The 12,434-nt window shown below is 62.0% G+C and carries 12 protein-coding genes; 8 read left to right on the top strand and 4 right to left on the bottom strand.

Annotated features, from left to right (window positions below; genetic code table 11):
- Nucleotides 1–71: 71 nt before the first annotated feature.
- From AC1D08_RS02950 to AC1D08_RS02940, 3 genes are all read right to left on the bottom strand, one after another.
- The gene (locus AC1D08_RS02950) at nucleotides 72–476 is read right to left on the bottom strand and encodes a hypothetical protein (RefSeq protein WP_457150011.1); all 405 of its coding nucleotides are present in this window, start codon (nucleotides 474–476) and stop codon (nucleotides 72–74) included.
- A gap of 290 nt (nucleotides 477–766) precedes the next feature.
- Nucleotides 767–1,789, bottom strand: coding sequence for a glycosyltransferase family 2 protein (locus tag AC1D08_RS02945; protein ID WP_457150010.1), 1,023 nt, complete (start codon nucleotides 1,787–1,789; stop codon nucleotides 767–769).
- Between the two features lie 90 nt (nucleotides 1,790–1,879).
- On the bottom strand, nucleotides 1,880–3,010 hold the full coding sequence (locus AC1D08_RS02940) for a nucleotidyltransferase family protein (RefSeq protein WP_457150009.1): 1,131 nt from the start codon (nucleotides 3,008–3,010) through the stop codon (nucleotides 1,880–1,882).
- Between the two features lie 517 nt (nucleotides 3,011–3,527).
- Here AC1D08_RS02940 and AC1D08_RS02935 point away from each other — a divergent pair.
- The 6 genes from AC1D08_RS02935 to AC1D08_RS02910 all read left to right on the top strand — a co-directional run bounded on the left by AC1D08_RS02935 (nucleotide 3,528) and on the right by AC1D08_RS02910 (nucleotide 9,451).
- A complete protein-coding gene (locus AC1D08_RS02935; RefSeq protein WP_095082854.1) occupies nucleotides 3,528–3,680 on the top strand; it encodes a lasso peptide in 153 nt (50 codons plus the stop codon).
- A gap of 133 nt (nucleotides 3,681–3,813) precedes the next feature.
- Complete coding sequence (locus AC1D08_RS02930) at nucleotides 3,814–4,158, top strand: PqqD family protein (RefSeq protein WP_457153752.1); 345 nt, start codon at nucleotides 3,814–3,816, stop codon at nucleotides 4,156–4,158.
- A gap of 124 nt (nucleotides 4,159–4,282) precedes the next feature.
- The gene (locus AC1D08_RS02925; RefSeq protein ID WP_457153753.1) at nucleotides 4,283–4,657 is read left to right on the top strand and encodes a lasso peptide biosynthesis B2 protein; all 375 of its coding nucleotides are present in this window, start codon (nucleotides 4,283–4,285) and stop codon (nucleotides 4,655–4,657) included.
- Nucleotides 4,657–6,600 (top strand): lasso peptide isopeptide bond-forming cyclase, encoded by a 1,944-nt coding sequence (locus AC1D08_RS02920; protein ID WP_457153754.1) that lies wholly within the window; start codon nucleotides 4,657–4,659, stop codon nucleotides 6,598–6,600. The genes AC1D08_RS02925 and AC1D08_RS02920 overlap by 1 nt, the downstream gene beginning before the upstream one ends.
- Complete coding sequence (locus AC1D08_RS02915) at nucleotides 6,597–7,598, top strand: serine kinase (RefSeq protein WP_457153755.1); 1,002 nt, start codon at nucleotides 6,597–6,599, stop codon at nucleotides 7,596–7,598. Before AC1D08_RS02920 ends, AC1D08_RS02915 begins: the two co-directional genes overlap by 4 nt.
- A gap of 8 nt (nucleotides 7,599–7,606) precedes the next feature.
- Entirely contained in the window at nucleotides 7,607–9,451 is a 1,845-nt protein-coding gene (locus AC1D08_RS02910) for an ABC transporter ATP-binding protein (RefSeq protein WP_457153756.1), read from the top strand.
- A gap of 17 nt (nucleotides 9,452–9,468) precedes the next feature.
- On the opposite strand, the gene AC1D08_RS02905 is transcribed toward AC1D08_RS02910, so the two are convergent.
- Entirely contained in the window at nucleotides 9,469–9,744 is a 276-nt protein-coding gene (locus AC1D08_RS02905) for an exopolysaccharide production repressor exox (RefSeq protein ID WP_095082865.1), read from the bottom strand.
- A gap of 601 nt (nucleotides 9,745–10,345) precedes the next feature.
- On the opposite strand from AC1D08_RS02905, the gene AC1D08_RS02900 reads away from it, so the two are divergent.
- A complete protein-coding gene (locus AC1D08_RS02900; RefSeq protein ID WP_184873244.1) occupies nucleotides 10,346–11,023 on the top strand; it encodes a sugar transferase in 678 nt (225 codons plus the stop codon).
- 82 nt (nucleotides 11,024–11,105) lie between these two features.
- A complete protein-coding gene (locus AC1D08_RS02895) occupies nucleotides 11,106–12,371 on the top strand; it encodes a polysaccharide biosynthesis/export family protein (RefSeq protein ID WP_457150143.1) in 1,266 nt (421 codons plus the stop codon).
- The last annotated feature ends 63 nt before the right edge of the window (nucleotides 12,372–12,434 follow it).

Below are 12,434 nucleotides of genomic sequence, written 5' to 3'. Positions count from 1 at the left end.
CCTGCTTGACCCTCCCCTGACCTTGTCCTGCCTCGCATCAAATCTGTTGCAGCAATTGCGAACCTTCACTTTCAACCTCTGCCAGCGCCCGCCGGCCTGGTGTACTCGGCGGCTGCGGTGGCCGAATCGGACGCCGCATTCTCGTCGAAGACCGCATCCAGCGAATGACGGAGTTCTTTCATCATGCCGTTCTGGCGCGACAGCTCCGCGATGCGGCGTTCGCAATTCAGGATCGACTTCGTCAGTGCGCTGACTTCGGACGACCGGCGGTCTGAGGTGGAGCCGTTCTCCATCGCTTCGACCAGGAAAGCGGCGTTGGTCGCCTTCGTCCGATAGCGATTCTCCAACCCGGCTCTCTCAGCCTCGATCTCGACCGCGATCTGCTCAAACAGCTTTGCCAGGCGATCAAGGCGTGAACCATCGGTCTGCCGGTCACGGGCCGGATCCCTGGATCTGAAACCGAATATCGAAGCCATGAACTCAGATTCCTGTCATCGCCGGCCTACGGGCCGGGCTTCTGGCCGATCCCCGCAGCCGGGGCTCAAAAAACTCATTCTGCTCTGTCCTGCTCCTGCGAGGGAGAGACATCAGACCAATCCGATCGGGGGCCAGTTCGGCTGGTCGTCCAATTTGCTGCACCGCAACATAGACTGCCATCGTCTGGGCCGCGAGGCAACCACCCAGTTCGTAAACTCATAAATCCGACCGAAATGGTTTGCGCGATGAGCTTGTCGCCGGCGGGTCAACCCGGACGAAACGGACAGTTTCACCGCTCCTTGCCGGTGCTGGTGCCGGCCATCAAAAAACGCAATGGCGGCACGTGCTTGTGCCTGGACACGAGGCCGACGCGGCGAAACAGCGCCTCGAGCTTGTCGGACGCCACGCCCTGGACGATGGGGACGAGGTTGGATTGGCTGGCAAATGCGTAGGCCGCTGCCGATGCCAGCCCGTGCTCGGCCTTGACGTCGAGGAAATTGCGCAGCCGGTACTTGTCGCGCACGTGCCGCTCGTGCCGCCTCAGCACCGCTTTCGAGCCTTCCGGCAGACTGTCGATCGCCAGCAGCGCCAGATCGGCATCGGCCAGACGCTTCAGGTCCTGCGTCTTGTGGCGGCCGCTGAGCGAATCGGCGCGGACGATGGCGCCGTAGCCACACGAGCGGATGACCTTGAAGCGCGCCCCGCAGGCGACCGCGCGGGCATAGAGTTCATAGTCCTCGCCGAGCCGCAGGCTCTCGTCATAACGCAACCCATGGCGATCGAGGAAGGCGCGGCTGATCACCGGCTTGAGGAAGCCCAGTTCGCCCCTTTGCACGCGGCGCCTGGAAATATTTCCTTCGACGAAGCGTTCGAGATCGAGGAATTCCGGGTCCGCTGCAAATTGCGGGGCGACGATTTTCGTCGCGTCGCCGGTCGCATCATCCCTGATGAGCATGATGTTGTCCGCCGCGAAATCCCAGTCGGCGACGGCAAACAGGTTGCGAAACCGGCCTTCGAGGAAAAAATCGTCGGCGTCGAGAATGCTGATGAACGGCGATCTCGAACTGGCGATCGCGGCGTTGCGAGCGTAGGAGGGGCCGCGATTGACATCGAGGCGCATCACCGCAAGCCGGCCGCTGCCGTCGTCGGCGGATCGCGCGACTGCCGCGGTGTCGTCCGTGGAGGCGTCGTCGACGACGACGACCTCCGCCACTTCCGGTTCGCGCAACGCGGACGCGATGGCGACGGCGATTGTCGCCGCCGCGTTCTTGGCCGCGATGATCACGCAGACCTGGGATTTCGTCATCGACATGGATTAGCCTCTCGTACAGGTGATATCGATTTGTGTTCGCCCCGTACCCGTTCGATGCCCGATTGCCACCAGCGCCAAATCTGTGTTCATTCAACGACCGCCCGGCCGTTCAAAGATGCGGCGGCTGATGTCGGCGGACGCCGCCCAACCAGCTTCCGCCAGATAGCGGACCGGCGCGCGACCGCACAGTTCCCACAGCACCGTTCGCCGCTGCGGCCACCGAAGCGACGACAGCCACGGCGCCATGACCATGTTGAGCAGGTCCTCGTTGCCGATGCGTGACAGGATGCGCGTCGCACGCTCCGACAGCAGCGTGCCGGCACCGCCGAGCAGTACATCGGCTGCGCGTATACCAAGCAGCAGCGTATCGTCCAGCCCCTGCGCTACCGCGGCATCGAGCACAAGCCGTTGGTCAGCCTCGTCGAGGCGGCCGGCGCTGGCGCGCACGTCACAGACATAGCCCGCGCAGGGTTCCCGGTTGAACAGTGCCTTGGCGACGCTGATGCAGGACAAAAGCAGCGTGTCGGCGGGCGAGGTGAACGGCACCGTCGAGCCGGCGATTTCGACCTGTCGCTTTCGCCGCAGAAACCCGTCCGCGTCGCGCGGGCTGGGCGAGCCGGGCTGCTGGAGGCGGTAGTGGAGATCGACGGTGGAAGGCCTCGGTCCGTCGCCGCGCGTCATATGCTGTTCGCCGAGGAAGCGAACCCACCAGACGGAGCGCGACTTGCCGGCGACCTCATAGCCGATCGAGCGCAGCGCATCCCGCGCCTTGAAATAGCCGACCGGCGAGACCAGAATGTCGACATCGCCCGAGGGCTTCATGAAGTGGTCGTCGTAGAGAAGCTGCTGCTGGAACGGACCCTTCAGAAAGACGAAATCGATCCGGCTTTCGCGCAGCACGTCATGGATCGCCATGGAATCCATGATGCAGGACGCGTTCATCGAGACCGTCCTCCTGCGGTAGCTGTCCAGCCAATGGAAAAGCTCGGGCTGTCTGTCACTGACAGGCGCGCGTGACAAGGCCTTGAGGACAAAGGTCGCGACCTTGTTCAGCCTAGCGATGTCGGCAACATTGGCACCGCCAGGGCCAGGCATCGATACGTCGCCAGTAGTGGCTCCTGCCCCGGCGAAATACAACCGCAGGCAGGCCCGCACATAGGCAACCTCGTCGGCACAATCGGCGGCGCGCAGTCGTTCATAGGAACCATCCGGCAAGGCCATCTAGCGCACAGTCTCCCCAAAAAGCGATTTGCGCGGCGCGTATGCTGCAACTGCGAAGCAAGCATCACCAAAAACCTTGATGGCGTAAAGCCTTTCCTTTTGCATCGCAGAATTTTGCAACCTTGGCGTTTACCGGCACTGCTGAAAAGCCGGTCAAAACCGCTGTTGAAATACCGCCCCTAACAAGGCGTTTTCAGCTTGCCTCACCATGGATTTGCCGGCTCAGTTCACCCTATTAGGGATGCCTAAAATAAAGGCACTTGGCAAATGTTTTATTCAAGCAAAATCAAATGCTTAAAGAATCGGCATTGACATGGTCGCCAAACATAGGGAATCGGTCTAGAAGATGTCATATTTTGGGCATGACCCACACATAAGGTGGTCGCGCAACCCGTAATTGATTAATGCCTGGTAAATCAGGCTTGACTCATAAATGCTGCCATGCAGCTATTGCGCTGCAGCATGCAAGTGCTGACGGCACTCGACAAGCCGTTTCCAGTCCATATTGGAGAGTAAAATGGAACAGAATGTTGAAAAGCAAGAATACGAGACGCCAAGCCTGACGGTGCATGGTTCGATCGAAACCATCACCCAGGGCGGCGGCGGCAGCACGGCGATCGACGCGTCTTTCCCCGCGCATACGCCGATCGGCGACCTGACGTTTTCCTGAAGCCTATCGCAATTACTCCAGAGTGATGACGTTGGGTCTCTGGGTTTAAAAAAATAAGAGAGTCGGGGGCACTGCCTCCGACTCCCCTTTCATTGCCTGGAACTGCGAAGCGTAGTGTAAGCGAGGTTTTGGGATGAACTGGAAGCAATCCGGCCAGGATTTGGCCGACCAGGATTTGGCCGACCGATATTCAGCCGACCACGTTCGTGTGAGTGCGACCAAGGATGCCGTGGCTTGCGAGTTCGGCGATGGCCTGGCGCTCCTCAATCTGAAATCCAACATCTATTACAGCCTGAACGGCGTCGGCGCCTTCATCTGGGATTTGATCCAGGAGCCCAGGTCGATCGCGGAGATCCGCAGTGCGGTGCTTGCGCGCTACAACGTCGACCCGGAGCGCTGCCAGGCCGACGTCGAGGCACTGCTGAAGGGCCTGGCCGATAACGGGCTTGCGAGGCTTGATCATGAGGAACTTGTCTAAGCAGGTTCCGCATAAGGCCATGGTTTTGCGGCAGGAACCCGCGACCGAAAGGAGCCCCCAGCAGAGAAGGCGCAGGCAAGGCCGGCGAAGCCTGTTTGGCATTCTCTCCCTGAGCGGCTCGGAAATGATCTTCCTTAGCCGCTGCCTGCTCGTGGTCGCGGCGGTTCGGCTGGGACTGACACTGTTGTCCTACAACCGTGTTCGCAGCCTGGTGACGCGGCTTGACGCGCGACAGTGCGCCAGCATGGGCGAACTGCGGCGCGTCGCCTGGGGGGTTGCCGCAGCGGCCCGTTTCGTTCCCTACGCCACGTGCCTGACCCAGGCGCTTTCGGGTCAATACATGCTTGCTCGACAGGGCAATGCCTCGAAGATACGCATCGGCATCGAACGCGGCACGGGCGAGCAACTCAAGGCGCATGCCTGGCTGGTCAGCGACAATCATATCGTGCTTGGCGGATCGATCGACGGTTTCGCCCATCTGGTCGACCACGGCAACTGATGAGCGGCGTGGCCGGAATCCTGCTTCGACAGGGGCACGCGGCAGCGGCCCGGGGGCACACACCGGCGGTCGCGGCGGCCGATATCCAGCAGATGCTGGCGCGCATGCGCCATCGCGGCCCCGACGGAAATTCGTGGTGGCTGGACACCGGCATCGCGCTTGGCCACGCCTGGCTCAACACCACCGATGAAGCCGGCCCCGGTCCGCTGACGATGGCCGACGGCAAGCTCGCCATCACCGCCGACTGCAGGCTCGACAACCGTGACGAGCTGCTGGCAAGGCTGGGCATCCGCGACAGGTCGGTCGCCGATGCGACCTTGCTGATGCGGGCCTATCTGCGTTGGGGCGAAGCCTGCCCCGTGCATCTGCAAGGCGATTTCGCATTCGCCATCTGGGATGCCGAGCGGCAGCTGCTGTTTTGCGCGCGCGACCATTTCGGGGTCAAACCGTTCTACTACCATGCGGCGGATCGGCGTTTTGCCTTTGCGTCGGAGATCGGGCCGATCCTTGGCGTCGAGGGGGTTGGCGGACATGTCTCCGAGCACCAGATCTCCGGGTTTCTGGCCGGGCTTCCCGATGACCCGCAGGCGACACCCTACAGCGACATCTTCAGCTTGCCGGCGCGCCACAGCCTAACCGTCACCGGCCAACAGGTGGTGCTGCGCCGTTACTGGCAGATCGAGCCGTCGCAACGACCGATACGGTCGGATGCGCCTGAGGAATTCGCCCATCTGTTCTCGCAATCGGTGCGCAATCGCATGCGGGGAACCTCGGCGGTCGGCGCGATGCTGAGCGGCGGCCTCGATTCCTCCTCGATCGCCTGTGTCGCCGGCCTGCAGAACGCCGCCGAGCGCAAGCCGAGGCTGCCCACCTTCTCGCTAATTTTCGAAAAGGGCTCGTCGATGGACGAGCGCCCGTTCATCGATGCGGTGCTGGATCAGCAGAAGGTCGACGGAACGCTGATTCCAGTCGGAAACTATGCGCCATTCGCCGAGTTCGAACGGGTGCTGGAAGAGCAGGAAGGGACGTTCCTGGCGCCGGGCCTGACGCTGACCCGCGGCATCTACCGGACTGCCGGCACAAAGGGCATCAAGGTGCTGCTGGACGGCCATGGCGGCGACGAGGTCGTTTCACAAGGTCATGGCCATCTGCATGAGCTTGCCAACGCCGGCCGATGGATGGATCTGTGGCGTGAGATCCGCAGCGCCTCCGACACCTATGGCGACAGCACGCTGGGCCTGTATTTCCAGTTCCTGACCCTCTACGGGCCGGCCTGGCGGATCGCGAGACTGAGGCATATGGCGAACCGCATCCTGAACAGGATACGCAGGCCGGCGCAGGCGCCGCGCGGCCGAGGCTGGCGCGACCTGGTCAATCCGGACCTGGCCAGGCGCACCGAGCTTGTGGACCGATTTCACCGAGCCGGATACATGCCGCCCGGCGTCCAGGCCAGCGACGCCTTGAGCCATCGCTGGATCCTGTCGAATGGTTATGTCCCGCATGCTTTCGAGGTTCTCGACAAGGCTGCCGCCAATTTCGGCGTCGAGCCGCGCTATCCGTTCTGGGACAAGCCGCTGGTCGAGTTCTGCCTCGGCCTGCCCGGTGAGGAAAAGCTCAGCCACGGCTTTGGTCGCTATGTGCTGCGCCGCGCCATGGAAGGCGTGCTGCCGGCAGCGGTTCAGTGGCGGCGCGACAAGATCGACTTCACCGCCAATCTCGTCAACGGCATGCTGCGCAACCACCGCGACCTCTTGGAACAGCTGCTGATCTCGGATGCGAGCCGCATCGCGCCCTACGTCAATCTCCCCCAGGTGAGTGCTGCCTATGCGCGGCTGCTGCGTCAGCCCGATCGGGCGGCGCCTTTGGATGTCCAGTATGTCTGGCGCTCGGCATCGCTGTCGCTCTGGCTGCGGCAGCTCCAGCACAGCGGGAGCCCCGCATGATGCCGCGCAATGAGCCGCTCGCCGCATACAGTGATCATCACCGCCCGCATAGCCGGATCACGAGAGAGCGCCGCTTCTACCGCGCCTATGGCCTGACCATCGCATCCGAGGTGACGTTGCCCGAACTGGAGCCGACGGCGCCTGGGGCGGCGGACGTCGTGATCGCCGTCGGCCCGATCGACCTGCCGAAACCCGGCTTGGAAGCCGCGACCGAGTTTCGGTTCGAAGCGGAGCGGCAATATCTCGCATGGCATGCCGTCGGCACATTCCTGATCAGCGATGGCTGCCGCATCGACGTCGAACCCGCGCCCGGCGTCGACGACACGCTGATCGCGTTTCCACTGCTGGGTCCGGTGATGGCGCTGCTGCTGCATCGGCGCGGCCTGCTCGTCCTGCACGCCAGTGCCATTGCGGTCGCCGGCACGAGCGCCATCTTCATGGGCGACAAGGGCGCCGGCAAGTCGACGACGGCAAGCGCGATGATCCGGGCCGGACACGACCTGCTTACCGATGATGTCGTGGCGCTGGACCTCGCCAATCCGGGTCAGCCGATGATCGTTCCGGGTTTTCCGCAGATCAAGCTGGCAGCCGACGCCGCGGCGGCGATCTCGCTCGGAGAAGCCGAGGTGCGACCGCAAGTGCATCCGGCAATCGACAAGATGCAGCATCGCCTGAATGGCGCCTTTTCCGGCAACAGGGTGCCTGCGACCAGGATCTATATCCTCGAGCGCGGCGAAAAGGCTGCCATCACGCCGTTGCCCGGCATCGCCGCCCTGCCGGCCATCATCAAATTCTCCTATGTGACGCGGTTCGGCCGCGTGGCCCTGCCAAGCGATCTTGCAGAAGTGCATCTTCGGCAATGCGCGCGGCTGGCTGACCATGTCGGCGTTCGACGCCTCGAAGTCCCGACGGGCCTCGACAGGATCGGTGAGGCCGTGGACATGATCGAAAGGGATCTGGCGGCCGGGAATCTGGCGACTGATCGTATGCGGTCGTGAGCGCAATCATGTCGAAGTTCTCAATCCTTCGCCTGTCGCTGTTTCGAGACGTTGCCGCATTCGGCGCCGCCATTGCCCAGATCGGCGGCCGGCGAACCTGGACGGCGCTGCTCTTCCTGATCCTCGGCAGCCTGACCGAAGGTATCTCCATCCTGCTGCTGGTGCCGCTGCTGCATCTGGTCGGACGCCCCGACCAGGATTTTGCGGTCAAGCTGCCGAACAATGATTTCGTACGCTGGCTGGTGCCGGACGGAACGCTGCAACTGACGACCGTGCTTTGCCTGCTGGTCGGGCTTGTTGCCGTGCAGGCGGCGTTCAACCGCTTCAAGTCGGTCTACATGGCCAAACTGCTGTTCGATTTCATCAACCGCGTGCGCATGAATCTGTTCGAGAGCATCGGCAAGGCACGCTGGGGCGTCTTCACGCGCATGCGCAGTTCCGATCTCGACCATGCCCTGACCGGCGATATCGACCGCGTCCAGGGCGCTGCCTTCTCGCTGTTGATGCTGGTGCAGATCGCCGTGCTCCTGGCCGGCTATCTGCTGGTTTCAGTGTTCATCTCGTCGGCGATGACGCTGTTTGCGGTCATTATCGGCATCGTGATGTTCGTGGCGCTGCAGCCGTTTCGATCGCGGGCCACCGCCTTTGGCCGGGTTCTGACCGCCAATCGCCAGGATCAGTACCGGACGGTTTCGGAATTCCTGGGCGGCATCAAGGTGGCCAAGAGCCTGAATGTCGAGGCGACCTATTTCGCACAGCTGCAAGCGACGCTCGAAAAGATGAAGGCCGACAATGTCGACTATGTGCGCAACAGCACGATCGGCACCGCGGTGTTCCAGGTGGCGAGCGTCGTTGGTTTGAGCCTGTTCATCTATGTGGCACTGGTCCGCTTCAACCTGTCGCTGGCCGAGATCGTCGTCCTGCTGCTGGTTTTCATGCGAATCGCGCCGCGCTTCATGGACATGCAGACGCAGGCCCAGCAGGTCTTGATCAATCTGCCCGCCTATACGGCGATGCGCGGCATGCAGGCGCGTTTCGACGCCGAACGCGAGCCGGGCGATGCCGAAACCAGCGACGGCGGCAAGCTGTCTCTGGCAACCGGCCTCAACATCGGGGACGTCTGTTTCGGCTATAGCGACGACCCGGCCAAGATGGTCGTCAGGGACATCACCTTCGGCCTGCCGGCCGGCAAGGTCACCGCGCTGATCGGCCCCTCCGGCTCGGGCAAGAGCACGATCGCCGACATTCTGCTCGGCCTGCTCGAGCCGACCGCCGGCACGATGCTCGTCGATGGCGTCGAGATCGATGCCGGCAACCGGCGCCGCTGGCGCGATCAGGTGGCCTATGTGCCGCAGGACGTGTTCCTGCTGCATGACACGATCGCGGCGAACCTGCGCCTTGCCGCGCCGCAAGCCAGCGATGACGATCTGTGGACCGCGCTGCGCTCGGCGCACGCCGGCGAATTCGTCGAACGGCTCGACATCGGGCTCGAGACGGTGGTCGGCGACCGCGGCGTGCGGCTTTCGGGCGGCGAACGCCAGCGCATTGCGCTTGCGCGCGCGCTGCTGCGCAAGCCGTCCCTGCTCATCCTGGACGAGGCCACCAGCGCGCTCGACTGGCAGAACCAGTCGCTGATCGCCCAGTCGATTGACGGATTGCGCGGCACCATGACGATCCTGACCATCGCGCACCGGCCGTCAATGATCGCCTTCGCCGACTGGGTGGTGGCAATTGAAAACGGCCGCATTGTCGAAGTCGGGCAATATCAGCGGCTGAAGGAAAAAGCCGGCAGCCGATTGTCGCGGATGCTTTTGGGCGAACAGTCCGAGAGCCAGCCCGCTAACGTTGCGTGAGGCTGCCAGGCTTCTGGTTAGTGCAGGCTTCGCCTGGCGCTGCCCAGCTTCTCGCCTTCGGCCACCTCGGGCGCATTCAGCTTTCTCTCCGCGTCGCGAGCCATGTCGGCCGGCGTCGGCGGGCTTCTGGCGATCATGGCATAGACGAGCACGAAGTAGCCCGCCTGAATGATAATTGCGCAGATGATGACGCGGATCAGCGTCGTACCGATCGAAGCGCCGCCTAGCCAGGACCAGGCAACGACGATTGAAAGAGCGAAAATCATCCCGACGATGAATTTTGGAAGTGCCATACCCAACAGCCCATAAACCGGCTCGGGTCTATATAACGATTGCCCCACCCGAGCGCCGTCCCTTGTCATGCGGGCTTGTTAAGGTCGCCCGCTCTCGGCCGGTTGCTTCCGGCCTTTTCTACCTGTCGCCACTCTGACAGGTATAATTTGCAATTCTATTAAGGCGAGCAGTAGGCGGCAAGGGCAACTCCGGATATTTTTGATTGAGCTTTTGCGATCGATTCGGCCATGCTGCAATGCACGCAAAGGGATTTGAACCGACCTCGAATGGTCGCCATTCTTGAGTAAAAGAAACAATATTAAGTAGTATTTTACGGGATTTGCCTTGAGTATCGAGCTCTGCTAAAGCACTATTGTGCTCCGTGCCTTACCCCATAGGACAGCCCGCCTAAGAACCGCCCCAAAAAGGCCCTTATTTTTCGGGGTTTGCCCATTTATTGTCACAAATGTGCTAAATATCCCGAAATTTGTGCATGGCTAGCTTATTATTTAGTCAATTCATGACGCGACTATTTCAACCGGTTGGTAAATTGTGTGTTGCGCTGCAACATTTTTTTGGTATCTTGCGGCGAACCATTCGTTCACGCATGGAGTTTACGGCATGAGGGACGTTGCCAAGTCGGCCACAGCGGGCTTTTCGCAGGTCGACATCGATTTTCCGCCGCCGATCGGCGGCCTGCTTAAACGCAGCTTCGATATCACCGGATCACTGATTGGCTTGATCGCTCTCAGCCCGCTGTTTGTTATGATCGCTCTGCTCGTCAAACTTTCCGACGGCGGATCGATCTTCTACGGCCACAGGCGAATCGGACGCGGGGGACGGATTTTTCCGTGCCTGAAGTTCCGCACCATGGTTCCCGATGGCGACAAGGTGTTGGCCGCCTATCTCGCAACCAACCCGGACGCCAACGCGGAATGGGTGGCGACCCGCAAGCTGAAGAACGATCCGCGCGTCACCCGCGTCGGAGCGGTCTTGAGGAAACTCAGCCTCGATGAGCTGCCGCAGATCATCAACATCCTGCAGGGCGACATGAGCCTTGTCGGGCCGCGTCCGGTTGTGCGCGACGAGCTCGAGATCTATGGCACCTCCGCTGTCTACTATCTGAAATCCCGCCCGGGCCTGACCGGCCTGTGGCAGGTCAGCGGCCGCAACGACGTCTCCTATGACAGCCGCGTCGCCTTCGATCGCCACTATGTCGAGAACTGGTCGCTGTTCGAGGACGTTCGCATCATCATCAAGACTGTCCCCGCCGTCTGGATGTCACGCGGCTCTTACTGACCGCCGCGATGCCAGGCTTTCGCGGCAAGCATCATCGGGCGATGGGGCTAAAGCGGATCGGAACGTTCAGTTGAAAAGAGATATGTTTGAAGCCCTTCGCAGCGGCCCGGTTTCCGGCCGGCTGCGGCGGGCGCGTTTGCTGGCCACATGCCTTGCCATGTCGCTGGTCATTCCTCGCATCGCCGCAGCCGACGAATACCGTCTCGGATCGCAGGACAAGCTCACCATCCGCGTTGCCGAATGGCAGACGGTCGAAGGCACATTCCGTGATTGGTCGGCGGTGAATGGCGAGTACACGGTTGGCCCTTCCGGCACGCTGTCGGTGCCGTTCGCCGGCGAGCTTCCGGCATCCGGTAAGACCACGTCGGAAATCGCAGCGGCGATCGGCCAGGCATTGCAACGCAAGCTCGCTTTGTCGGACAAGCCCGAAGCCTCCGTCGAAATGGCGCAGTACCGGCCGTTCTACATCTCGGGCGAAGTCCAGAACCCCGGCCAATTTCCCTATGTGCCCGAGCTGACGGTGCTGAAGGCCATAAGTGTCGCCGGTGGGATCAGGCGAAACGCCGACTATGGCCCGCAGCTCGGCAAGGACCTGGTCACCGCCAAGGGCAATTTCGATATCTCTGACGACCAGCGCATTCGGCTGCTCGTCAAGCGCGCCCGCATCGACGCCGATATGGCCGGCAAGGCGAGTTTCGACGTGCCGAAGGAGGCCGAGGGCGATCCGCGGTTGCCAGCCATCGTCGCAGACGAGATGACGATCCTGACGTCCGACCAAAAGGCGCTGAAGCTGAAGCTTGAGGCGCTCAGCGATCTGAAGGGGGTTCTGCAGTCCGAAATCGAGTCGCTGCAGAAGAAGATCGTCAACCAGCAGCAGCAGGTCGACCTGGCACAGCAGCAGCTCACCAGCATCGGCCCGCTGGCACAGAAAGGCCTGATCGCCAACGCCCGGCTGCTCGATTCGCGGCAGTCCGTCGCCGACCTGCAGGGCAAGATCCTGGACTACGAAACGGCCATCCTCACCGCCAAGCAGGCGATCAGCAAGGCGACGCAGGACGCCATCGATGCCCAGAACACCTTGAGTTCAAATCTCGCCACCGACCGGCAGCAGACCGAAGCCGACCTCAACGAGGCCGCGCTCAAGGTGAATATGCAGAAAGGCCTGATGGCCCAGGCAAGCGATCCCTCGATGAGGTCCGCCAGTGACACCGACCAGCAACCCAGCCTGCTCTACGCACTGGTGCGGGTCGTCGACGGCAAGAGCAGCGAAATCTCGGCGAAGGAAGATACGCCGGTGCTGCCCGGCGACGTGATCAAGGTCAAGCTGGCGCCGTTGACCAGCCAGTAGCCCCCAGCCCGCAGACCCCGGAAACCCCAGCACGATCCGGTGTTTCGATCCTTCCCGCCAGGG

Source organism: Mesorhizobium sp. P2_E6, assembly GCF_056403835.1.
This window is presented reverse-complemented; position numbering and strand designations above follow the sequence as displayed.

What these genes read in the sequence shown, in the direction of transcription:
- AC1D08_RS02950 (WP_457150011.1), bottom strand. Translation starts at nt 476, where the DNA reads ATGGCTTCGATATTCGGTTTCAGATCCAGGGATCCGGCCCGTGACCGG.
- AC1D08_RS02945 (WP_457150010.1), bottom strand. Translation starts at nt 1,789, where the DNA reads ATGTCGATGACGAAATCCCAGGTCTGCGTGATCATCGCGGCCAAGAAC.
- AC1D08_RS02940 (WP_457150009.1), bottom strand. Translation starts at nt 3,010, where the DNA reads ATGGCCTTGCCGGATGGTTCCTATGAACGACTGCGCGCCGCCGATTGT.
- AC1D08_RS02935 (WP_095082854.1), top strand. Translation starts at nt 3,528, where the DNA reads ATGGAACAGAATGTTGAAAAGCAAGAATACGAGACGCCAAGCCTGACG.
- AC1D08_RS02930 (WP_457153752.1), top strand. Translation starts at nt 3,814, where the DNA reads ATGAACTGGAAGCAATCCGGCCAGGATTTGGCCGACCAGGATTTGGCC.
- AC1D08_RS02925 (WP_457153753.1), top strand. Translation starts at nt 4,283, where the DNA reads ATGATCTTCCTTAGCCGCTGCCTGCTCGTGGTCGCGGCGGTTCGGCTG.
- AC1D08_RS02920 (WP_457153754.1), top strand. Translation starts at nt 4,657, where the DNA reads ATGAGCGGCGTGGCCGGAATCCTGCTTCGACAGGGGCACGCGGCAGCG.
- AC1D08_RS02915 (WP_457153755.1), top strand. Translation starts at nt 6,597, where the DNA reads ATGATGCCGCGCAATGAGCCGCTCGCCGCATACAGTGATCATCACCGC.
- AC1D08_RS02910 (WP_457153756.1), top strand. Translation starts at nt 7,607, where the DNA reads ATGTCGAAGTTCTCAATCCTTCGCCTGTCGCTGTTTCGAGACGTTGCC.
- AC1D08_RS02905 (WP_095082865.1), bottom strand. Translation starts at nt 9,744, where the DNA reads ATGGCACTTCCAAAATTCATCGTCGGGATGATTTTCGCTCTTTCAATC.
- AC1D08_RS02900 (WP_184873244.1), top strand. Translation starts at nt 10,346, where the DNA reads ATGAGGGACGTTGCCAAGTCGGCCACAGCGGGCTTTTCGCAGGTCGAC.
- AC1D08_RS02895 (WP_457150143.1), top strand. Translation starts at nt 11,106, where the DNA reads ATGTTTGAAGCCCTTCGCAGCGGCCCGGTTTCCGGCCGGCTGCGGCGG.